We start from the raw sequence: 20,728 nt of genomic DNA, 5'->3' as shown, positions 1-20,728 counted from the left end.
GACTGCTTCGTCGCACTTGGTGCGATTATGCCCTTACCGGTGACGGTCGACCGTAAACGCCGACGGGTCAGTCGCCCTCGCGTCGTTCGCGGGTCGAGAGCAGCCGCCGCAGCGAGTAGAGCCGCGCGGGGTCCGCGTGCCCCTCCGCCACGAAGGCGTCGAGCGCGCAGTCCGGCTCGTCGTGGCTGCACGCGCGCGGGCAGTTCTCCGTCCCCGGCACGAGGTCGGGGAAGGCGAGGATCACCCGGGACGGGTCGACGTGGTGCAGTCCGAAGGAGCGCACGCCGGGCGTGTCGATGACCCAGCCGCCCTCCTTGTCGTCGAGCGGCAGGGCGAGCGCCGAGGTCGTCGTGTGCCGGCCGCGGCCCGTGACCGCGTTGACCACACCCGTGGTCCGCCGCCGGTCCGCCGGGACCAGGGCGTTGACCAGCGTCGTCTTGCCGACACCCGAGTGCCCGACGAAGGCGGTCGTGCGGCCCTTGAGGTGCTCGTGGACCCGATCGGCGGCGACGCCGTCGACGAACTCGTCGCGGGTGGTGACCACGTGCGGGACGCCGAGCGCCCCGTACATCTCCAGGAGCTCGTCCGGCGACGCCAGGTCCGACTTGGTCAGGACGAGGAGAGGGGAGAGCCCGCCGTCGTACGCGGCGACCAGACAGCGGTCGATCAGCCGGGGGCGCGGCTCGGGGTCGGCGAGCGCGGTGACGATCGCCAGCTGGTCGGCGTTGGCGACGACCACCCGCTCGAACGGGTCGTCGTCGTCGGCCGTGCGCCGGAGCACCGAGCTGCGCTCGCCGATCCGGACGATCCGGGCCAGGGTGTCCTTCTCGCCGGTGAGGTCGCCGACGATCTGGACCCGGTCGCCGACCACGGCGGCCTTGCGGCCCAGCTCGCGGGCCTTCATCGCCGTCACGATCCGGTCGTCGACCAGGCACGTCAGCCGGCCCCGGTCGACGGTGAGGACCATGCCCTCGACGGCGTCCTCGTGCTTCGGGCGGATGGACGTACGGGGACGGGTGCCCTTGCGGTTGGGCCGCTGGCGGATGTCGTCCTCGTCGGTGTTCTTGCCGTAGCGACGCATGGCTCAGACCCCGAGCATTTCGGTCCACATCCTCGGGAAGTCCGGCAAGGTCTTCGCCGTCGTCGCCACGTCCTCGATCTCCACGCCCTCGACCGCCAGGCCGATGATCGCGCCCGCCGTCGCCATGCGGTGGTCGTGGTACGTGTGGAAGACGCCGCCGTGCAGCGGGCGCGGGCGGATGTGCAGACCGTCCTCGGTCTCCGTCACATCGCCGCCCAGCTCGTTGATCTCCTTGGTCAGGGCCGCCAGCCGGTCCGTCTCGTGGAGCCGCAGGTGGGCGACCCCGCGCAGGGTGGAGGGGGAGTCGGCGAGTGCCGCGACCGCCGCGATGCCGGGGGTCAGCTCCCCGACCTCGCCGAGGTCCACGTCGATGCCGTGGATCCGGCCCGTACCGGTGAAGGTCAGACCGGCCTCGGTCAGCTCGCAGGAGCCACCCATCTCGGTGAAGATCTGCCGCAGCGCGTCACCGGGCTGGGTGGTCCGCTCGGGCCAGTCCGGGACGGTCACGCGGCCGCCGGTCACCAGCGCCGCCGCCAGGAACGGCTGCGCGTTCGACAGGTCGGGCTCGACGACCAGGTCCCGGCCGCGCAGCGCGGAGGGTGCGACCCGCCACACGTTCGGCTCGCCGCCGTGCTCCGGCTCGTCGACCTGGGCGCCGACCGCGCGCAGCATGTCGACCGTCATCCGGATGTGCGGGAGCGAGGGCAGCTTCGTGCCCACGTGCCGGACCTCGACGCCCTGATTGAAGCGGGGCGCGGAGAGCAGCAGGGCGCTGACGAACTGCGAGGAAGAGGAGGCGTCGATCTCGACGGTGCCGCCGTCCAGGCCCCCGGCGCCGTGCACGGTCAGGGGCAGCGCGCCCCGGCCGTCGTCGTCGATGCGGGCGCCGAGCGCGCGCAGGGCGTCGATGACGCCGTGCAGCGGACGCTCGTGGGAGCGGGGGTCGCCGTCGAAGCGGACGGCGCCGTCGGCGAGCGCCGCGACGGGCGGCAGGAAGCGCATGACCGTGCCCGCGTTGCCGACGTCGACGGCGGCCGGGCCGCGCAGCGGGGACGGGATGATCCGCCAGGCCTCGCCTGTGCCGTCGGGACCGACCCCTTCCTCGATCTTCACGCCGAGGGTACGCAGCGCCTCGGCCATCAGGAGGGTGTCGCGGGAACGCAGCGGGCGGCGCAGCCAGCCGGGCTCGGCGGCGAGCGCGGCGAGGACCAGGCCGCGGTTGGTGACCGACTTCGATCCGGGCACGGTGACGGTCGCGTCGACGGCGCCGCCGGCATACGGGGCGGGCCAGAGGTCGGTGGACGGATCGGGGCGCACGGAAGCTGCTGCGGTCATGGAATCACTGTACGGGTGAGTCAGAAGCCGAGGAGCCAGCGCCCGCCGCCGATCAGGGCGCAGATCGAGACCGCGTGGAAGAAGAAGAGCCACACCCCCGGGTGCACGTGGGTGAGGCGCGCGAGCTGGTCCGCGTCCGAGTCGGGAGTGCCGCCGTGGCGCCGTTTCGCCTGGAGCTCGAAGGCCGGGCGGACACCGCCGAGGAGCAGGAACCACACCACCGCGTAGGCGAACAGCGACTGGACCTCCGGGCCGGTCAGCCAGGAGACGAGGAGGAAGGCGGCACTCGTCAGGAGGACGGTGAGCATCCCGTACGCGTTGCGGACCATCACCAGCATCGCGAGCAGCAGGCCGGTCGCGATCCAGAGGAGCAGGGTGACCAGGCCGGCGCCGAGCAGGGCGGCGCCGCCGAGGCCCAGCAGCGGGGCGGCCGTGTATCCGGCGGCCAGGGTGAGGACCACGCCGATGCCCGTCGGGCGGCCGCGGGTCACGGTCAGTCCGCTGGTGTCCGAGTGCAGCCGGATCGCTTCGAGGCGGCGGCCGGTCGCGAGGGCGACGATTCCGTGGCCGCCCTCGTGGGCGATGGTGATCGCGTTGCGGGCGAGGAGCCAGACGCGGCGGGGCACGGTGACGGCGAGGGCGGCGACCGCGGTGGCGATCACCAGCCATTCGGCCGGGGCGGCCTTCGGGCTGAAGAGGTCCATGGTCCGGGCCGCTCCTCGGGAGGTCGGGGATCGTGGCAGTGTGGCACGTATGTGCGGACGGTATGCAGCGAGTCGGCGGCCCGAGGACCTCGTCGACACCTTCGGGATCGAGAAGTGGGAGCCGGAGGAGACCCTGGCCCCCGACTGGAACGTGGCACCCACCAAAGAGGTCTGGGCCGTTCTGGAGCGTCCTCTGAAAGACGCGGAAACGCGCCGGCCGGTTCGCCAGCTGCGCGCGCTGAAGTGGGGCCTCGTCCCGTCCTGGGCGAAGACGCCCGAGGGCGCCGCCCGGATGATCAACGCGCGCGCGGAGACCGTGCACGAGAAGCCCTCCTTCAAACGCGCGTTCGCCGCCCGCCGCTGCATCCTCCCCGCGGACGGCTACTACGAATGGGTGACCGCCGCCGGGGAGCGGGACCTGGAGGTCGAGGGGAAGAAGAAGCGGCCGCGGAAGCAGCCGTACTTCGTGACCCCGGCGGACGGCTCGGTCTTCGCGATGGCCGGTCTCTACGAGTTCTGGCGCGACCGCACCCTGCCCGACGAGCACCCCTCCGCGTGGTGGGTGACCTGCTCGATCGTCACCACCGAGGCCGAGACGGGCCCGCTGGGCGTGGCCCCGGCCGAGGGGCCGCACTCGCTCGCCGACATCCACCCCCGGATGCCGCTGATGCTGACGGAGGACCGGTGGGACGCCTGGCTCGACCCGGCGCGCACCGGCGAGGACGAGCTGCGCGGGCTGCTCACCGCCCCGCCGGAGGGGCTGATGCGGGCCTACCCGGTGTCGACGGCGGTCAGCAACGTCCGCAACAACGGCCCCGAACTCCTGACGGAGCTGGAGGGCCCCGAGGAGGGCACGCTCTTCTGACCGTTCGGGACGAACGGACGGCAGGATGGAGGCGTGACCGACGTGACACAGTACGAGACCGTTTCCACCGACGCCGGTGAGGCGCGCATCACCTGGTACGAGGGGACGGAGCCGTGGGCCGTCCTCGCCCTCGGCCACGGCGCCGGCGGCGGGATCGAGGCCCGTGACCTCCGGGCCCTGGCAGGCGCGCTGCCCGCCCACGGCGTGACCACGGCCCTCGTCGAGCAGCCCTGGCGGGTCGCCGGCAAGAAGGTCGCCCCCGCGCCCAAGACCCTCGACACCGGCTGGCGCGGCCTCTGGCCGGCTCTCGCGAAGCCCGGCCTGCCCGTGATCGCGGGCGGCCGCAGCGCCGGCGCCCGGGTCGCCTGCCGGACCGGGCGGGAGCTGGGCGCGCTCGCCGTCCTCGCGCTGAGCTTCCCCCTCCACCCGCCGGGGAAGCCCGAGCGCTCCCGTGCCGACGAGCTCCTCGGCGCCGGCCTGCCCACCCTCGTCGTCCAGGGCGGCAACGACCCCTTCGGGCGCCCCGAGGAGTTCCCGGCGGGCCCGCACTCCCTCGTCGAGGTGCCCTACGGCGACCACGGCTTCGCCGTGCCCAAGCGCGCGCCGCTCACCCAGGACGAGGCCCTCGACGTCCTCGTGCACGGCGTCACCGAGTGGCTCGTCACACTGCGCTGACACCGGCCCCCGTACCGGGAATGTTGAGCGGGGGACCTCTGTTGTGGAGAGCGTCGGTGTGAGAGCAAGGAAGAGGGAGTCCGTCGCATGGGTTCGACCATCTGCCCCGAGCGCGCGCAGGCCGCTGACCTCGACTGGACAGTGCTGCCCGCGCCCAAGATCGCCCCTATTCGGGCGGCGGGCGGAGCGGTTCCTCGTCTATCCTCCGAAACGAGTGGGTCCGCCTTCGGGCTCGCCACCACGCTGGAGGAGGTGGGTCCGGTCACTGGGACCGACACAGGGACCGACGACGGCCCCGAGGAGACGACCGCGGAGCGCAACGCGCGCTTCGAGCGGGACGCCCTCGGATTCCTCGACCAGATGTACTCCGCCGCCCTGCGCATGACGCGCAACCCCGCGGACGCGGAGGACCTGGTGCAGGAGACCTACGCGAAGGCGTACGGATCCTTCCACCAGTTCCGTGAGGGCACGAACCTCAAGGCGTGGCTGTACCGCATCCTCACGAACACCTTCATCAACTCGTACCGCAAGAAGCAGCGTGAGCCCCAGCGCAGTGCTGCCGAGGAGATCGAGGACTGGCAGCTCGCCCGCGCCGAGTCGCACATGTCGACCGGTCTGCGCTCCGCCGAGTCGCAGGCCCTCGACCACCTTCCCGACTCCGACGTGAAGGAAGCCCTCCAGGCGATTCCCGAGGAGTTCCGCATCGCGGTCTATCTCGCGGATGTCGAGGGCTTTGCGTACAAGGAGATCGCGGACATCATGGGGACACCCATCGGTACGGTGATGTCCCGACTGCACCGGGGCCGCCGCCAGCTGCGCGGCATGCTCGAGGACTACGCCCGCGACCGCGGGCTGGTTCCCGCGGGCGCCGGAGAGTCGTCGAACGATCTGAAAGGCTCGGGCTCATGAGCTGCGGAGAGCCGCACGAGACGGATTGCTCAGAGGTCCTGGATCATCTCTACGAGTTTCTCGACAAAGAGATGCCCGACAGCGACTGCACCAAGTTCGAGGTGCACTTCGAGGAGTGCTCCCCGTGCCTGGAGAAGTACGGCCTGGAGCAAGCGGTGAAGAAGCTCGTCAAGCGCTGCTGCGGCAGTGACGACGTCCCCACCGACCTGCGGTCCAAGGTCATGGGCCGGATCGACCTGATCCGCTCGGGACAGCTGGTGCCCGAGCAGGACATCACGGCCACGCCCGCTCCGGCTCCGCAGGAGTAGGCGGAACAAGGGCACGACAGGACCCGTAGGCCGCCGCGAAGCGATCGCGGCGGCCCCGCGCATATATCAGCTTGTATCACCCGATGGTGCGAATCGGCCGCAGCACCACCTCTCGGACCGTCCAACTCGCTAGCGTGACACATGTGATGGGCGTGAAGGTCATTCCGCGGGCGGCAGCCGTCTACATCGGCTGCGCCCTGCTCGCCGCCGGAGCGTGCGCCCTGCCCGCGCTGCGCCCCGGAGCGGCCACCCCCTGGGGCACCGTCGCGCTCCTCGCCGCCCTGTACGCGCTCTGCGAGCTGCCCGCCCGCTGCCGGCTCCTCGGCCGCACGCTCGGCGGCTCCGTCCCCATGGGCACCGGCTCCTTCTTCCCCGTCCTGCTCGCCTCCGCGCTGCTCCTGCCGCCCGCGGCCGCCGCGCTCACCGCGCTGCCCGGCAGCCTCCTCGCCCGGGTCGAGGAGCCGCCCGCCGGACCGCGCCGCGCCTGGCGGGCCGCCGCCACCGCCCTCGCCGTCTGGGCCGCTTCCCTCGCCGCCGGCGCCCTCGGCGGCTCCACCGCCCTCGGAAACGGCCCCGACGCCCCCGACTTGCCGTACGCGCTGGTGCCCGCGGGCGCCGCCGCGCTCACCTTCTGCCTGGTCCTGACCGCCCTCGACGGCGGCATCCGGGCCACCGCCGACGGCCTGCCGGCCGGCGCCGCCTGGCGCGGGCTCCTCGGCCGCGCCCTCGCCCCGCACGCCGTGCACGGGCTCGCCGGACTGATGATGGCCGTGCTCTGGCGCAGCTCGTACGGACCGACCGCCGGGCTCTTCGTCCTGCTGCCGATGTACATCTCCTGCTGGGTCTTCGCCCAGTACCACCGCGAGCGGGCCGCGCACCAGGCCACCATCCGCGCCCTCGTCCAGGCCGTCGACATCAAGGACCGGTACACCCGCGGCCACAGCGAACGGGTGGGCCACGCCTCCGTCCTGATCGCCCGTGAGCTCGGCATGGCGGAGGACCGGCTCGACGTCGTGCGGTTCGCCGGCATCCTCCACGACGTCGGGAAGCTGGGCGTGCCCACGCGCCTGCTGCGCAAGGACGGGCCGCTGACACCGGAGGAGCGCCAGGTCATCGAACTGCACCCGGAGTACGGGCACGAGATGGTCCGGGGCATCGGCTTCCTCGGCGAGGCCCGGTCCGCGATCCTCCACCACCACGAACGCATGGACGGCAGCGGCTACCCGTACGGGCTCCACGGCGAGCAGATCCCCGAGTTCGCCCGGGTGGTCGCCGTCGCCGACGCCTTCGACGCCATGACCTCCACCCGCTCCTACAGCCGGGCCCGCCCCGTCCCGACCGCCGTCGCCGAACTGGAGCGCTGCGCGGGCAGCCAGTTCGACCCTCGGATGGTCGCCGCCCTGGTCAGCGCCCTCGACCGGCACGGCTGGCAGACCGACGTCACCGCCGACGAGACGCCCCCGCCGCTCCCGCCGGCCCCGGTCCAGGCGCCCCCGCAGACACCCCCGCCGGACCCGGCCGACGGGACCCTGCCCCCGCCGCGCGCGTCGGACGCCCCCCTCACCACCCGGCCGAAGGAGCGCGCATGAGGCCCGGGGCCCTCACCGTCGGGGCCGTGTACACGGCCGCCCTGCTGCTGAGCCTCACCGCCTTCGGCACCACCCTCTGGTACGGCGTCGCGGAACCGGGCAACGCCCTCGCCTTCGGCACGCTCATCGTCCTCGGCGAGCTCGCCCGCTGGGGCGCTCCACGAAACATGGGGGCACCTCCCGTGCTCGAAGAGCCACGGGGGAGCGAGCCCGCGCCGCTCGCCGCCGCGGGAGCCCTCGCGTACGCCCTGCTCGGGACGGACGCCGGCACCGCCACCACCCACGGCGTCCTCCAGATCGTCGCCGTCGTCGTCGCCGCCGGACTCGCCGGGATCGTCCCCCACCTGGCCAGGGGCCACGGCCCCGACGCCGACCACCTCGCCCGCCGCGTCCTCACCGTCGCCTTCGCCGCCCTCTGCTTCCAGCCCCTCTACAACTCCGGCGCCGTCGTCGCCCACCTCGGCGAGGGCCCGGCGTACGCCTTCTTCCTGCTGCTCCTGCTCGTCCTGACCGCCCTCTGCGACGCCGTGCTCGCCGCCCTCGTGCTCCGGGCCCGCACCGGATTCCCGTACGGCCCCCTCCTCCGCGACGAGCTGCGCGCCCTCCTCGGCATCGGTTCGGCCGTCTGCGCCACGGGCGCCGTCATGGCGCTCGGCGTGGCCGCGGCCGGGCTCTGGGCGCTGCCCGTGCTCGCCGTACCGCTGCTGCTCACCCAGGTGTCCTTCCGGCGGTACGCGGCCGTGCGGACCGTCAACCGGCAGACCATCGCCTCGCTCGCCCGGGCCACCGAGATCGCCGGCTGCACCCCGCCCGGCCACGCCCGCCGGGTCGCCGCCCTCAGCGCGGCCGTCGGGCGTGAGCTGGGCCTCTCCGGGGCCGAGCTGACCGTCCTGGAGTACGCGGCGCTCATGCACGACATCGGACAGCTCTCCCTCGTCGACCCCGTCGAGGGCGGCGCCACCGCCGTCCTGCCGGCCGAGGAGCAGCGCCGAATCGCCCTCCTGGGCGGCGAGGTCGTCCGCAGGACCGGGGTCCCCGCGGCCGTCGCCGTCGTCGTCGAGCGGCAGGCCGACCCGTACCGCGAGCAGCCGCTGCCCGCCCGGATCGTCCGGACCGTGAACGCCTACGACGACCTGGCGGGCGACGGCGCGGGCGCCGCCCTCGAAGCCCTGGAGCGGCTCCGCCTCGGCACCGCACGCGACTATCACCCGGACGTCGTCGAATGCCTGGCCAGGGTCCTGGCGCGGGGCGGAGCGGCTGGGGTGACCTCGGCCGTCGCTGGGTAACCCATGGGTAATGAGCGCGCGTCCGACCGGGCATGGTTGGATGCGAACAAGAGGGTGAAAGCGACCGGCAGGCGGGAATCGTGAGGATCTTCGGGAAGGTACGGCATCGGCCCTCCGCCTCGTGGCGGCAGGCCACCGACCGCGCGTTCACGCTGATCGGCGACGGGCGGTACGAGGACGCGGGCGCGCTGCTGACACGTGCGGCGGATCTGGAGCCCTGGCTCTCGGAGTCCTGGTTCAACCTCGCCCTGCTGCACAAGTTCCGGCACGACTGGGAGCAGGCCAGGGCGGCCGGGCTGCGCGCGGTCGCGCTGCTCGACAAGGAGTCCGGCGCCCCCGACTGGTGGAACGTCGGCATCGCGGCGACCGCGCTCCAGGACTGGCCGCTGGCCCGCCGCGCCTGGCAGGCGTACGGGCTGAAGGTGCCCGGGGCCGCCGCGGGCACCGGCGAGCCCGCCGGCATGGAGCTGGGCAGCGCCGCCGTCCGGCTCTCGCCCGAGGGCGAGGCCGAGGTCGTGTGGGGCCGCAGGCTCGACCCGGCCCGTATCGAGGTCCTCTCCATCCCGCTGCCGTCCTCGGGGCGCCGCTGGGGCGAGGTCGTCCTCCACGACGGCGTGCCGAACGGCGAGCGCACCACCACCGCGGGCCCCTCCTACCCGGTCTTCGACGAGATCGAGCTGTGGGCGCCGTCCCCCGTCCCCACCTGGGTGGTCCTCCTGGAGGCCGCCACCGAGGCCGACCGGGACGCCCTGGAGCAGCTCGCCGCCGAGGCCGGCTTCGCCGCCGAGGACTGGTCGTCCTCCGTGCGGCTGCTCTGCCGCGCCTGTTCGGAGTCGACCATGCCGAGCGCCGAGGGCGAGGGCGAGCACTCCGACCCGCACGACCACAGCGAGCCGGGGCACCCCGGGCCGCTCGGCCACCGCTCGCCCGGCGAGCTGTGGGTCCCGGAGCGGGAGTGCGGCATCGCGGCCCCGGCGGGCCTGGTGCGCGGACTCCTCGACGGGTGGGTCGCGGACAGCCCCGACAGCCGTGAGTGGCGGGATCTGGAAGAGGTCTGCTGACGCTGCCCGTAGGCTGTACGGGATCGTTTTACTGGGGTTCCGAGGAAGGCACGCGCCGGTCATGACGCAGCAGGACACTGACGAGCAGATCAACGACGTGAACGACGGCTTCGTCGTGGACACGGAGGACTGCGAGGCGCGTGAGCTCGCCTACCGGGAGCGCGGCACGGCCCGCCCGATCACCGTCGTCGGCAACCCCGTGCTCCACAAGGAGTGCAAGGACGTCACCGAGTTCGACGACAAGCTCGCGGCGCTGATCGACGACATGTTCGCCAGCCAGAAGGCCGCCGAGGGTGTGGGCCTGGCCGCGAACCAGATCGGTGTGGACCTCAAGGTCTTCGTCTACGACTGCCCGGACGACGAGGGCGCCCGGCACACCGGTGTCGTGGTCAACCCGGTCCTGGAGGAGCTGCCGGCCGACCAGCGCCACCTGGACGAGTCCAACGAGGGCTGCCTGTCCGTGCCCACCGCCTACGCCGAGCTGGGCCGCCCCGACTACGCGGTGGTCAGCGGCCAGGACGCCCAGGGCAACCCGATCAAGGTGCGCGGCACCGGCTACTTCGCCCGCTGCCTCCAGCACGAGACGGACCACCTGTACGGCTACCTGTACATCGACCGGCTCTCCAAGCGCGACCGCAAGGACGCCCTGCGCCAGATGGAAGAGGGCACCCCGCGCTACGAGACGGTGCCGAACGCCTGACGCGGACGTACACGTGCGGCGCGGTGGACGGCCCAGCCGACCGCCGCGCCGATCGCGTACCAGAACAGGTCCGGCGCGTTGAACGACGTGCCGAGCACCAGCCGGGCGAGCGTGCTGTGCGCGGCCAGTTCCGCCGGTACGCCGGTCAGCTGGAACAGCTCCACGGCCCAGCTGACGCCCAGCGCGACCCCCGCCGCGACCGGCGGCCGCACCCGGGGTGCCAGCAGCACCACCAGGGTCAGGATCAGCACTGTGTAGAGGGCGTCACCGGCGTACTTCGCCACGACCCCCGTCGCCGCGGACCTGATGCCCAGGCCGGCGACGACGGTGAGCAGAGCGGCGGCGCCTGCCACGAGGCGCGTACGTGCGAGATCACCCATGCCGTGCACCCTAAGGTGCACGGCATGGGTGACTGCGCGGCGGTGCAGGGTCAGAAGTCCTCGTCCAGGTCCACCGAGCCCTCGACCGCCACCTGGTAGGCGGACGGGCGGCGCTCGAAGAAGTTGGTGAGCTCCTGGACGCCCTGGAGCTCCATGAACGCGAACGGGTTCTCCGAGCCGTACACCGGGGCGAAGCCGAGGCGCTGGAGGCGCTGGTCGGCGACGCACTGGAGGTACTCGCGCATCGACTCGGTGTTCATGCCGGGCAGGCCGTCGCCGCACAGGTCGCGGCCGAACTGCAGCTCCGCCTCCACGGCCTCCTTCAGCATGTCGGTGACCTGCTGCTGGAGGGCGTCGTCGAAGAGCTCCGGCTCCTCCTTGCGGACGGTGTCCACGACCTCGAAGGCGAAGTTCATGTGCATCGTCTCGTCGCGGAACACCCAGTTGGTGCCGGTGGCCAGGCCGTGCAGCAGGCCGCGGGACCGGAACCAGTACACGTACGCGAAGGCGCCGTAGAAGAACAGGCCCTCGATGCACGCCGCGAAGCAGATCAGGTTCAGCAGGAAGCGGCGGCGGTCGGCCTGGGTCTCCAGGCGGTCGATCTTCTCCACCGAGTCCATCCAGCGGAAGCAGAACTGCGCCTTCTCGCGGATGGACGGGATCTCCTCGACCGCGTCGAACGCGGCGGCGCGGTCGTCCGGGTCGGGCAGGTAGGTGTCGAGCAGCGTCAGATAGAACTGGACGTGCACGGCCTCCTCGAACAGCTGGCGCGAGAGGTACAGCCGCGCCTCGGGGGAGTTGATGTGCTTGTACAGCGTCAGCACGAGGTTGTTCGACACGATCGAGTCGCCGGTCGCGAAGAACGCGACGAGCCGGCCGATCATGTGCTGCTCACCGGGGGTGAGCTTCGCGAGGTCGGCGACGTCCGAGTGGAGGTCGACCTCCTCCACGGTCCACGTGTTCTTGATCGCGTCGCGGTAGCGCTCGTAGAAGTCCGGGTAGCGCATCGGACGGAGGGTCAGTTCGAAGCCCGGGTCGAGCAGGTTCTTGTTGTCGCTGGACATTACTGGCAGGCCTCGCAGGACTCGGGGTTTTCGAGAGAGCAGGCGAGGGCCTCTTCGGGGGTCGCCTGTACGGGGATGGGCGCGGCGGCCGTCGTCGACGCCTGGGCGGCGCGGGCGATCCGGGTCGCCGGGCGCGAGCGCAGGTAGTACGTCGTCTTCAGCCCCTGCTTCCAGGCGTACGCGTACATCGACGACAGCTTGCCGATCGTCGGCGTCTCCAGGAACAGGTTCAGGGACTGCGACTGGTCGAGGAACGGGGTGCGGGCGGCGGCCATGTCGATCAGGCCGCGCTGCGGGATCTCCCAGGCCGTGCGGTACAGCTCGCGCACCTCGGCCGGGATCCAGGTGAAGCCCGCGACCGAGCCGCTGGCGTCGCGCAGCGCGTCCCGGGTCTGGGCGTCCCACACGCCGAGCCGCTTCAGCTCGTCGACGAGGTACGAGTTGACCTGGAGGAACTCGCCCGACAGCGTCTCGCGCTTGAAGAGGTTGGAGACCTGCGGCTCGATGCACTCGTAGACGCCCGCGATCGAGGCGATGGTCGCCGTCGGCGCGATCGCCAGGAGCAGGCTGTTGCGCATGCCGACCGCGGCGATCCGCTCGCGCAGCGCGGCCCAGCGCTCGGGCCAGTTGAGCTCCACGTCGTAGTGGTCGGGGTGCAGGACACCACGGGCCGTGCGGGTCTTGTCCCAGGCGGGGACCGGGCCGCTGCGCTCGGCGAGGTCGGCGGAGGCCTCGTACGCGGCGAGCATGATCCGCTCGGCGATACGGGTCGACAGCGCGCGCGCCTCGGGGGAGTCGAAGGGCAGCTTCAGCTGGAAGAAGACGTCCTGGAGGCCCATCGCGCCCAGGCCCACCGGCCGCCAGCGGGCGTTGGAACGCCCGGCCTGCTCGGTCGGGTAGAAGTTGATGTCGACGACCCGGTCGAGGAAGGTGACGGCCGTGCGGACGGTCGCGTCGAGCCGCTCCCAGTCGATGTCCTGGGTCGAAGCGTCCACGAACGCGCCGAGGTTGACCGAGCCCAGGTTGCAGACCGCGGTCTCGCCGTCGTCCGTGACCTCCAGGATCTCCGTGCAGAGGTTGGAGGAGTGGACGGTGTGGCCGGGCTCGGCGGTCTGGTTGGCCGTCCGGTTCGAGGCGTCCTTGAAGGTCATCCAGCCGTTGCCGGTCTGGGCCAGGGTCCGCATCATCCGGCCGTACAGGTCACGGGCCGGCATGGTCTTGCGGGCCAGGCCCTTGGCCTCGGCGGCGCGGTAGGCGGCGTCGAACTCCTCGCCCCACAGGTCGACGAGCTCGGGCACGTCGGCCGGGGAGAACAGCGACCACTCGGCGTCCGCGTTGACCCGGCGCATGAACTCGTCCGGGATCCAGTGCGCCAGGTTGAGGTTGTGCGTACGGCGCTGGTCCTCGCCCGTGTTGTCGCGGAGCTCCAGGAACTCCTCGATGTCCGCGTGCCAGGTCTCCAGGTAGACGGCGGCGGCGCCCTTGCGGCGGCCGCCCTGGTTCACGGCGGCGACGGAGGCGTCGAGGGTCTTGAGGAACGGCACGATGCCGTTGGAGTGCCCGTTGGTGCCGCGGATGAGGGAACCGCGGGCGCGGATGCGGGAGTAGGAGAGGCCGATGCCGCCCGCGTGCTTCGAGAGGCGCGCGACCTGGTGGTAGCGGTCGTAGATGGAGTCCAGTTCGTCCTGCGGGGAGTCGAGGAGGTAGCAGGAGGACATCTGCGGGTGGCGGGTGCCGGAGTTGAAGAGCGTGGGGGAGGACGGGAGGTAGTCCAGGCGGCTCATCAGGCCGTACAGGGCGGCCACTTCGTCGAGCGCGCGGACGCTGTCGTCCTCGGCGAGGCCGCAGGCGACGCGGAGCATGAAGTGCTGCGGGGTCTCGATCACCTTGCGGGTGATCGGGTGGCGCAGCAGGTAGCGCGAGAAGAGGGTGCGCAGACCGAAGTAGCCGAAGCGGTCGTCGGCGGCCTGGTCGACGGTCGCGTCGAGCCGGTCCGCGTGCAGCGCGACGAAGTCGGCGGTGCGGTCGGCGATCAGACCCTCGTGGTGACCGACGGCCACGGAGGCGGAGAAGCACACCGCGCCCTGGCTCGCGGCCTCGTCGGCGATGGTGATCGTCAGGAGCCGGGCGGCGAGCCGGGAGTAGGCCGGGTCCTCGGAGATCAGGCCGGCGGCCGCCTCGGTGGCCAGCTCGCGCAGTTCCGCCTCGTCCGCCGTGGCGCTGCGGCCGCGGAGCGCGGCGGCGGCGACCTTGCCGGGGTCGGTGTCGGGCAGGTCGGCGGTGAGATCGGTCAGGGTCCGCAGCAGCACGGTGCCGGGTCCGTCGCTCTCGATCGCCGTGGCCGGATCGGCGGGCGCGATGGTCACGTGGGGCTCTCCCTCGCTCGGCTCGGGGCCGCGGGCGGGGGAAGGCGGGCAGGCGGGCATCCGTACGCCGGATGCGCCGCGTCCACCGGCCCACTCCGCGAGGCCCGGACGTCAGTGACACCCGGAACGGTCGGACCGGGCGCGCTGTCGGCAGGTCCTCGGACTCGCCTCGTACGCGCGTATGGGTACGAAGCACACCGTTGCGGGACAGTTCCGGATTCGCGCCGGATTTCCCTGCGTCGACAGCGAGCATGAGCATACATGTGGGGGGCGCCGCTTGCGGCACCCCCCACATGTTGTGTCGCCCTCGGTTGCTTTGGGTGTCAGAACTCCAGGGCGTAGGTCCGCAGCCGGTGGCCGGGAACCGGCTCCCAGTCCCGCTCCGGGGTGCGGACGAAGCCCATCCGCTCGTAGATCCGGTGCGCGGAGACCATCTTCGCGTCCGTGGAGAGCACGAGCCGCGCGCACTCCGGCACGGCCCGCGCGCGGTCCGCGCAGTGGCGTACGAGCGACTCTCCGACGCCCCTGCCGCGGGCCTCCGGCGCGACCACGAGCATCCGGAACTCGGCCTCGCCGACGACGGCTATGTCCGCCCAGGTGGTGTCGCCCTGGGCGTAGGTCACGCCGCCGATGATCCGCTCGTCCGCGTCGACGGCGACGAGCACCTCGGCCTCGCGGGCCCGGCGGGCCGTGTCGCGCAGCACGGCCAGATAGAAGTCGTCCTCGCCGTGGAGCAGCAGCCCGTCGTTCAGATAGGTCAGCCCGGTGAGATCCCCGAGCTCCTCGTACTCCTCGGGCCGTACCGCCCTGATCGTGAAGTCCATGGGGCCAGTCTGCCTCGCGAGGCACGCGCAGGGGCCCGGGACCTCCTGGCGGAGATCCCGGGCCCCGTGGCCGTACCGCGAGGTCAGTGCACTCCGGCGCCGACCTTCGCGTCCGGCGTCGGGTCCGTGTCCGGCTTCGCCGTGCGGGCCGGCGCGTCGGCCGTGTAGTCCGACGGGGACGTCTCGTCGATGCCCTCGGGGGCCTTCACGGCCTTGAGGACGAAGGTCAGGACGACCGTGACGACGAGGTTGAGGACGAAGGCGGTGAGACCGATGTAGCCGATCTCGCCGATGCCCGGGATCTCGGCGGAGGAACCGCCGAAGTGCTTCTGCGTCGGGCTGGCGACGCCGTACGCGGCGACCGTGCCGTAGACCATGCCGACGGCCCAGCCGGCGAGCAGCGCCCAGCGGTGGAACCAGCGGGTGAAGAGGCCGCCGACCAGCGCCGGGAAGGTCTGGAGGATCCAGATGCCGCCGAGGAGCTGGAAGTTGATCGCGACCGTCTTGTCCATGGTGAGGACGAAGGCGAGCGCGCCGACCTTCACCAGGAGCGAGACGAGCTTGGAGACCTTGGTCTCCTGGGCCGGGGTCGCGTCCGGTTTGATGAAGTCCTTGTAGATGTTGCGGGTGAAGAGGTTGGCCGCGGCGATCGACATGATCGCGGCCGGGACGAGCGCGCCGATGCCGATCGCGGCGAAGGCGACGCCCGCGAACCAGTCCGGGAACATGGTCTCGAAGAGCTGCGGGATGGCGAGCTGGCCGTTCTTGACCTGGATCCCGGCGGCGATCGCCATGAAGCCGAGCAGCGCGAGCAGGCCCAGCATCAGCGAGTACAGCGGCAGGATCGTGGTGTTGCGGCGGATCACCTCACGGCTCCGCGAGGACAGCGTCGCCGTGATGGAGTGCGGGTACATGAAGAGCGCGAGCGCCGAGCCGAGCGCCAGCGTCGCGTACGTCCACTGGCCGGCCTCGCCGGGGACGAGCGTGCCGCGCGGCTTGCCGGTCGCCTCGTTGGTCTGCGCGTACGCCTCGCCGGCCTTGGCGAAGATCTCGTCGAAGCCGCCGAGCTTGATCGGGATGTAGATGATCGCCACGGCGATGACGATGTAGATCAGGGTGTCCTTGACGAAGGCGATGAGCGCCGGGGCGCGCAGGCCCGAGGAGTACGTGTACGCCGCGAGGACACCGAAGGCGATGAGCAGCGGCAGGTCCTTGATGAACCAGTGCGTGGTCTCGCCGCCGCCGACGCCCATCACGTCCAGGACGGCCTGGATGCCGACGAGCTGGAGCGCGATGTACGGCATGGTCGCGAGGATGCCGGTGACGGCGACCGCGAGCGACAGGCCCTTGGAGCCGAAGCGGCCGCGCACGAAGTCGGAGGTGGTGACGTATCCGTGCTTGTGCGAGACCGACCAGAGGCGCGGCAGGAAGGTGAAGATCAGCGGGTACACCAGGATCGTGTACGGGACGGCGAAGAAGCCGGCCGCGCCCGCCGCGTAGATGGCCGCCGGGACGGCGACGAAGGTGTACGCGGTGTAGAGGTCGCCGCCGAGCAGGAACCACGTCACCCAGGTGCCGAACGACCGGCCGCCCAGGCCCCATTCGTCGAGGCTGTTCTCGTTCTCGGCCCTGCGCCAGCGCGAGGCGAGGAATCCCATGACCGTGACGGCCAGGAAGAAGAAGATGAATACGGCGAGCGCGACGCCGTTCACGCCGGTCACGTCCTTCATCGCACGTCACCTCCCTTGCGGCCTCGCTGGTCCAGCTGCCACAGCTTGTACGCGATCATGGTGAGTGCGGTGGAGACGAGCACCCAGAGCATCTGGTACCAGTAGAAGAACGGGATGCCGGCGAAGAGCGGTTCGGTCTTCGCGTAGGAGCTCACCCAGAGCATCGCCACGAACGGCGCGAACAGGCAGAGCGCTATCACCACCCGCAGGGGGGTGATGACGGGTTGTTTCCCTTGTGTCGTTTCTGCCGTTTCCGGCACCTCTGACGCCTCTGACATGGCGATTTCGTCCCCTCGCTGATCACCTCGGTAATGCTGGGGAAATCTAGGGGACGCCTACGCTCCGCGGAACCCCTGTCCGCATAACGGAAGCGAATCCCCTGGAACACGAAAAGGAGGAGGGCCGCCGGGACTTCGGCGACCCTCCTCCTCAGGCGTGCGGATCCGCTCAGCCGTTGGGCCGCTTGAGGCGCGCCACGAACTTGTACCGGTCGCCGCGGTAGACGGACCGTACCCACTCCACCGGCTCGCCCTGGGCGTCCAGGGAATGGCGGGAAAGCATCAGCATCGGCAGGCCCACGTCCGTACCGAGCAGACCGGCCTCGCGCGGGGTGGCGAGGGAGGTCTCGATGGTCTCCTCGGCCTCGGCAAGGTGCACGTCGTAGACCTCGGCGAGCGCCGTGTACAGCGAGGTGTACTTCACCAGCGAGCGGCGCAGCGCGGGGAAGCGCTTGGCCGAAAGGTGTGTGGTCTCGATCGCCATCGGTTCGCCGCTCGCCAGGCGCAGCCGCTCGATGCGCAGCACCCGGCCGCCGGCCGAGATGTCGAGCAGTCCGGCGAGTGTGTCGTCGGCCGTGACGTACCCGATGTCGAGGAGCTGCGAGGTGGGCTCGAGGCCCTGGGCGCGCATGTCCTCCGTGTACGAGGTGAGCTGCAGGGCCTGAGAGACCTTGGGCTTCGCCACGAAGGTGCCCTTGCCCTGGATGCGCTCCAGGCGGCCCTCGACGACCAGCTCCTGGAGCGCCTGGCGCACGGTGGTGCGCGAGGTGTCGAACTCGGCGGCGAGCGTGCGCTCCGGCGGGACCGGCGTGCCGGGCGGCAGGGTCTCCGTCATGTCGAGCAAGTGCCGCTTCAGTCGGTAGTACTTGGGCACGCGCGCGGTGCGAGTGGCGACCCCGGCCTCCGGTTCCGTGCTGCCCGCGTCCCTGGCCATGGCCTGCCTTCCCGACTCCTGTGCTGCTGCCGTCACCGGCTCCTCCGTCTGTAGCGGCTCACATGGTGGCACGGTTCATGTGCCACCACGGTTTCTCCTGCCGATATGTGCCGGTTCGGCGAGGAGGAGTCGTCCCCTGCTTCTTATACACCGAGAGATCCCCTGTTGGTCTAGGCCATTCCGGCGGGATGTGCGGAGCTCTCGCGCGGGCCCCTCCGGGGGGAGACGTGACGGAGTATTCCGTTCCCCGTAGTCGCTCCCGAGGGGAAGGTCTATACCTTTCGCCGTCGGAGTCAGAGTATGCGAAGAGCGAAGGGGATCTTGTGTCCATGCGCAAGAGGTCTGCTGTCGGAGCCGTGGCCATGGCTGCGGGCGCGTTGTTGGGTGGCGCCTCCATGGCGCCTGCGAACGCCGCCGTCGTGACCGCTGACGTGCCGGGTATCGCGTGCGACCACTGGGTCAGCGGCACCAAGGCGTCCGCTGTCTGCCGAGGGACGGCCCGCGAGGAGACGTACCGGGTGAAGGCGGTGTGCATCGCGGGCAACAACACCTACACCTTCGTGAAGTACGGCCCGTGGAAGGGTGTCGGCCTGCCGGATGTCTCCACGGTGGACTGTGGGGCTCGCGTCCTGTCGGTGACCGTGCAGTTCCGTGTCTGACCGTCGATTCGACCGTCAATTCGATCATCGCTTCGACGGTCGACCCGTCGTCGGGAATCTGGAGGGAAGCATGCTCAGGATCGCCAGAAGTGCGGCCGTGTTCGTGAGTTCGGCGGTCATGGCCGGGGCGGGGGTCGTCCTGGCCCAGCCCGCGTCAGCCGCCTCCGCGGCCTACCCCGAGTGCTGGGTCAAGAAGGAGAGTCCGTACACGGCCGCCGCCGGCTGCGTGAATGTGGGCACGGCGAAGTACCGGGTCACCACATTCTGCATCGGGCCGTCCGGGAGGACCTGGGAGCTGGTGGGGCCGTGGGTGAAGACGGGGGTGTCCCGGGCGACCTGCTCCAGCAACCAGACCGCCGGGGTCTACGGAACGCCGGAGTTCGAGATCGGCTGACCCCCGCGGAGGCTCCGCGGGTCGGACGATGGGCGGCGGTACCCCTCCTGGGTGCCGCCGCCCGCGTTTGCGCGCCGTCCGCCGGGGCTGGGCGAGGGTTCGGTGTCGGTCCGATAACGGACGCCGTTACCCCTCTTGCACACCCTTGACACCCCAAAAGGTCTAGGCCAAGCTCCCGGTACTGGTCTAAACCATTAACGGCCAGGTCCCAGCCCCACAAGCACTACCCGACGTATGTCTTCGCGCGGTGGGCAGGGGTTGCAGGCATCCCTGAGGAGGGTGGCGTGAAGCGCAAGCTCATCGCGGCGATCGGTGTCGCGGGCATGATGGTCTCAATCGCGGCGTGCGGGGGATCCGACAAGAGCGGTGACAAGGCCGGCGGCGACGTCAAGGAGCTCACCGTCTGGCTGACCGTCGACGCTCAGAACAACTGGCCCGAGCTCGTCAAGGCCGCTGACGACGCGGTGGCCAAGAAGCACCCGGGCATCAAGATCAAGCACGAGTACTACGGCTGGCCGGACAAGAACACCAAGCTCGACGCGGTGCTCGCCACGGACAAGGCCCCGGACGTTGTCGAGATGGGCAACTCCGAGATGATCAGCTACATGGCCAAGGGCGCCTTCGCCGAGGTCGACGCGTCGAAGTTCGAGAACTCCGACCAGTGGCTCGACGCCCTGAAGGCCTCGGTCACCTACAACGGCAAGACCTACGGTGTCCCCTACTACGCCGGTGGTCGCGTAGGCACCTGGCGCAAGGACATCGCCGCCGAGGTCGGCGTGAAGGCCGCCCCGAAGACCTGGGCCGAGCTGACCGCCGCTCTCGACGCCATCCAGAAGAAGAAGGGCGACAAGTTCAGCGCCTGGTACCAGCCGTCGCCGGACTGGTACGGCGCGATGGCCTTCGTCTACGACGCGGGCGGCTCCATCGCCAAGCAGGACGGCGAGACCTGGAAGGCGAACCTGTCCTCGGCCGAGTCCCTCAAGGGCCTCACCGCGTACAAGGGCGTCCTCGACAAGTACATGCACGGTGACAAGACGAAGGACGAGTCCGACCGTCCGGTCGTCTTCGGCCAGGGCAAGTCCGCGACGATCTTCGCCGCCGGCTGGGAGGGCGCCACCGCCGCCGACCCGAAGTCCGACAAGGTCGGCGGGCTGAAGGACAAGCTCGAGAACTTCGTGATGCCCGGCCCGAACGGCAAGAACCTTCCGGTCTTCCTCGGCGGTTCGGACCTGGCCATCCCGGTCAAGTCCAAGGCGCAGGGCGCCGCCGCCGAGTGGATCGCCGCCTTCACCGGCGCCGAGGGCCAGAAGGGCCTCGTCTCCAAGGGCAACCTGCCCAACAACAAGGCGGCTCTCGCTCCGCTGAAGAACGATCCGGCCACCGCAGTCCCGGCGACCGCTGCCGAGTCCAGCTGGTTCGTCCCGACCGCCCCCGGCTGGGGTCAGGTCGAGAAGGCCCAGACCCTCAAGACGATGCTCATCGACATTGCCAAGGGCAAGTCGGTCGAGGAGGCAGCCAAGGCTGCCGACGCCGCGATCGACAAGGTCATCAACACCAAGTGACCTATGGGCAGGGCCCCGTCACTC

21 protein-coding genes and 1 riboswitch are annotated in these 20,728 nt (G+C 71.1%); of the genes, 11 read left to right on the top strand and 10 right to left on the bottom strand.

Annotation, left to right across the window (positions count from 1 at the left end; genetic code table 11):
- Positions 1-67: 67 nt before the first annotated feature.
- From rsgA to OG357_RS12795, 3 genes are read right to left on the bottom strand one after another with little or no spacing between them, the layout of a single operon-like run.
- Positions 68-1,081 (bottom strand): ribosome small subunit-dependent GTPase A, encoded by a 1,014-nt coding sequence (gene rsgA, locus OG357_RS12805; protein ID WP_329621259.1) that lies wholly within the window; start codon positions 1,079-1,081, stop codon positions 68-70.
- 3 nt (positions 1,082-1,084) lie between these two features.
- Entirely contained in the window at positions 1,085-2,416 is a 1,332-nt protein-coding gene (aroA, locus tag OG357_RS12800; protein WP_329621258.1) for a 3-phosphoshikimate 1-carboxyvinyltransferase, read from the bottom strand.
- A 20-nt stretch (positions 2,417-2,436) separates the two neighbouring features.
- The gene (locus OG357_RS12795) at positions 2,437-3,120 is read right to left on the bottom strand and encodes a M50 family metallopeptidase (protein WP_329621257.1); all 684 of its coding nucleotides are present in this window, start codon (positions 3,118-3,120) and stop codon (positions 2,437-2,439) included.
- A 49-nt stretch (positions 3,121-3,169) separates the two neighbouring features.
- Between OG357_RS12795 and OG357_RS12790 the strand changes: the two genes are divergently transcribed.
- The 8 genes from OG357_RS12790 (at position 3,170) to def (ending at position 10,513) form a co-directional block, all read left to right on the top strand.
- Entirely contained in the window at positions 3,170-3,985 is an 816-nt protein-coding gene (locus OG357_RS12790; protein WP_329621256.1) for an SOS response-associated peptidase, read from the top strand.
- Between the two features lie 42 nt (positions 3,986-4,027).
- On the top strand, positions 4,028-4,660 hold the full coding sequence (locus OG357_RS12785) for an alpha/beta hydrolase family protein (protein ID WP_329625577.1): 633 nt from the start codon (positions 4,028-4,030) through the stop codon (positions 4,658-4,660).
- Positions 4,661-4,912: 252 nt separating this feature from the next.
- Positions 4,913-5,569 carry a sigma-70 family RNA polymerase sigma factor gene (locus tag OG357_RS12780; RefSeq protein ID WP_055641410.1) on the top strand — a complete coding sequence of 219 codons (657 nt, stop codon included), beginning with the start codon at positions 4,913-4,915 and terminating at the stop codon, positions 5,567-5,569.
- Complete coding sequence (gene rsrA, locus OG357_RS12775; RefSeq protein ID WP_317598973.1) at positions 5,566-5,877, top strand: mycothiol system anti-sigma-R factor; 312 nt, start codon at positions 5,566-5,568, stop codon at positions 5,875-5,877. Before OG357_RS12780 ends, rsrA begins: the two co-directional genes overlap by 4 nt.
- A 152-nt stretch (positions 5,878-6,029) precedes the next feature.
- Positions 6,030-7,466 (top strand): HD-GYP domain-containing protein, encoded by a 1,437-nt coding sequence (locus tag OG357_RS12770; RefSeq protein ID WP_329621255.1) that lies wholly within the window; start codon positions 6,030-6,032, stop codon positions 7,464-7,466.
- Positions 7,463-8,752: an HD-GYP domain-containing protein gene (locus tag OG357_RS12765; RefSeq protein WP_329621254.1), complete on the top strand. Its 1,290-nt coding sequence runs from the start codon at positions 7,463-7,465 to the stop codon at positions 8,750-8,752. Before OG357_RS12770 ends, OG357_RS12765 begins: the two co-directional genes overlap by 4 nt.
- Before the next feature lie 80 nt (positions 8,753-8,832).
- Positions 8,833-9,813: a tetratricopeptide repeat protein gene (locus OG357_RS12760; protein ID WP_329621253.1), complete on the top strand. Its 981-nt coding sequence runs from the start codon at positions 8,833-8,835 to the stop codon at positions 9,811-9,813.
- 61 nt (positions 9,814-9,874) lie between these two features.
- Positions 9,875-10,513: a peptide deformylase gene (gene def / locus OG357_RS12755; RefSeq protein ID WP_329621252.1), complete on the top strand. Its 639-nt coding sequence runs from the start codon at positions 9,875-9,877 to the stop codon at positions 10,511-10,513.
- Here the strand turns inward: def and OG357_RS12750 are convergent.
- The 7 genes from OG357_RS12750 to OG357_RS12720 form a co-directional block, all read right to left on the bottom strand.
- On the bottom strand, positions 10,489-10,893 hold the full coding sequence (locus tag OG357_RS12750) for a ribosomal maturation YjgA family protein (RefSeq protein ID WP_329621251.1): 405 nt from the start codon (positions 10,891-10,893) through the stop codon (positions 10,489-10,491). The genes def and OG357_RS12750 overlap by 25 nt on opposite strands.
- A 50-nt stretch (positions 10,894-10,943) precedes the next feature.
- The gene (locus tag OG357_RS12745; protein WP_267045766.1) at positions 10,944-11,957 is read right to left on the bottom strand and encodes a ribonucleotide-diphosphate reductase subunit beta; all 1,014 of its coding nucleotides are present in this window, start codon (positions 11,955-11,957) and stop codon (positions 10,944-10,946) included.
- A complete protein-coding gene (locus OG357_RS12740) occupies positions 11,957-14,323 on the bottom strand; it encodes a ribonucleoside-diphosphate reductase subunit alpha (protein ID WP_329621250.1) in 2,367 nt (788 codons plus the stop codon). Before OG357_RS12740 ends, OG357_RS12745 begins: the two co-directional genes overlap by 1 nt.
- A 132-nt stretch (positions 14,324-14,455) precedes the next feature.
- Positions 14,456-14,582: riboswitch (cobalamin riboswitch) on the bottom strand.
- Between the two features lie 64 nt (positions 14,583-14,646).
- On the bottom strand, positions 14,647-15,147 hold the full coding sequence (locus OG357_RS12735; protein ID WP_329621249.1) for a GNAT family N-acetyltransferase: 501 nt from the start codon (positions 15,145-15,147) through the stop codon (positions 14,647-14,649).
- Positions 15,148-15,230: 83 nt separating this feature from the next.
- Positions 15,231-16,877, bottom strand: a complete 1,647-nt coding sequence (gene mctP / locus OG357_RS12730) for a monocarboxylate uptake permease MctP (RefSeq protein WP_329621248.1) — start codon at positions 16,875-16,877, stop codon at positions 15,231-15,233.
- A complete protein-coding gene (locus OG357_RS12725; RefSeq protein ID WP_329621247.1) occupies positions 16,874-17,155 on the bottom strand; it encodes a DUF3311 domain-containing protein in 282 nt (93 codons plus the stop codon). Before OG357_RS12725 ends, mctP begins: the two co-directional genes overlap by 4 nt.
- A gap of 169 nt (positions 17,156-17,324) precedes the next feature.
- Entirely contained in the window at positions 17,325-18,089 is a 765-nt protein-coding gene (locus OG357_RS12720; RefSeq protein WP_317602049.1) for a GntR family transcriptional regulator, read from the bottom strand.
- Positions 18,090-18,484: 395 nt separating this feature from the next.
- On the opposite strand from OG357_RS12720, the gene OG357_RS12715 reads away from it, so the two are divergent.
- From OG357_RS12715 to OG357_RS12705, 3 genes are all read left to right on the top strand, one after another.
- Positions 18,485-18,748 (top strand): hypothetical protein, encoded by a 264-nt coding sequence (locus tag OG357_RS12715; RefSeq protein WP_329621246.1) that lies wholly within the window; start codon positions 18,485-18,487, stop codon positions 18,746-18,748.
- A gap of 70 nt (positions 18,749-18,818) precedes the next feature.
- Positions 18,819-19,142, top strand: a complete 324-nt coding sequence (locus OG357_RS12710; protein WP_329621245.1) for a hypothetical protein — start codon at positions 18,819-18,821, stop codon at positions 19,140-19,142.
- A gap of 284 nt (positions 19,143-19,426) precedes the next feature.
- On the top strand, positions 19,427-20,704 hold the full coding sequence (locus OG357_RS12705) for an extracellular solute-binding protein (RefSeq protein WP_329621244.1): 1,278 nt from the start codon (positions 19,427-19,429) through the stop codon (positions 20,702-20,704).
- Positions 20,705-20,728 lie beyond the last annotated feature (24 nt).

Source organism: Streptomyces sp. NBC_01255 (assembly GCF_036226445.1).
Taxonomy (GTDB): domain Bacteria; phylum Actinomycetota; class Actinomycetes; order Streptomycetales; family Streptomycetaceae; genus Streptomyces.
The sequence above is the reverse complement of the archived record's forward strand: the minus strand, read 5'-3'. Positions and strand labels throughout refer to the sequence as shown.

Coding starts and splice junctions, on each gene's coding strand:
- OG357_RS12725 (WP_329621247.1), bottom strand. CDS start 17,155: ATGTCAGAGGCGTCAGAGGTGCCGGAAACGGCAGAAACGACACAAGGG.
- OG357_RS12745 (WP_267045766.1), bottom strand. CDS start 11,957: ATGTCCAGCGACAACAAGAACCTGCTCGACCCGGGCTTCGAACTGACC.
- mctP (WP_329621248.1), bottom strand. CDS start 16,877: ATGAAGGACGTGACCGGCGTGAACGGCGTCGCGCTCGCCGTATTCATC.
- OG357_RS12720 (WP_317602049.1), bottom strand. CDS start 18,089: ATGGCCAGGGACGCGGGCAGCACGGAACCGGAGGCCGGGGTCGCCACT.
- def (WP_329621252.1), top strand. CDS start 9,875: ATGACGCAGCAGGACACTGACGAGCAGATCAACGACGTGAACGACGGC.
- OG357_RS12765 (WP_329621254.1), top strand. CDS start 7,463: ATGAGGCCCGGGGCCCTCACCGTCGGGGCCGTGTACACGGCCGCCCTG.
- OG357_RS12710 (WP_329621245.1), top strand. CDS start 18,819: ATGCTCAGGATCGCCAGAAGTGCGGCCGTGTTCGTGAGTTCGGCGGTC.
- rsgA (WP_329621259.1), bottom strand. CDS start 1,081: ATGCGTCGCTACGGCAAGAACACCGACGAGGACGACATCCGCCAGCGG.
- OG357_RS12795 (WP_329621257.1), bottom strand. CDS start 3,120: ATGGACCTCTTCAGCCCGAAGGCCGCCCCGGCCGAATGGCTGGTGATC.
- OG357_RS12735 (WP_329621249.1), bottom strand. CDS start 15,147: ATGGACTTCACGATCAGGGCGGTACGGCCCGAGGAGTACGAGGAGCTC.
- OG357_RS12790 (WP_329621256.1), top strand. CDS start 3,170: ATGTGCGGACGGTATGCAGCGAGTCGGCGGCCCGAGGACCTCGTCGAC.
- OG357_RS12715 (WP_329621246.1), top strand. CDS start 18,485: ATGGCGCCTGCGAACGCCGCCGTCGTGACCGCTGACGTGCCGGGTATC.
- OG357_RS12750 (WP_329621251.1), bottom strand. CDS start 10,893: ATGGGTGATCTCGCACGTACGCGCCTCGTGGCAGGCGCCGCCGCTCTG.
- aroA (WP_329621258.1), bottom strand. CDS start 2,416: ATGACCGCAGCAGCTTCCGTGCGCCCCGATCCGTCCACCGACCTCTGG.
- rsrA (WP_317598973.1), top strand. CDS start 5,566: ATGAGCTGCGGAGAGCCGCACGAGACGGATTGCTCAGAGGTCCTGGAT.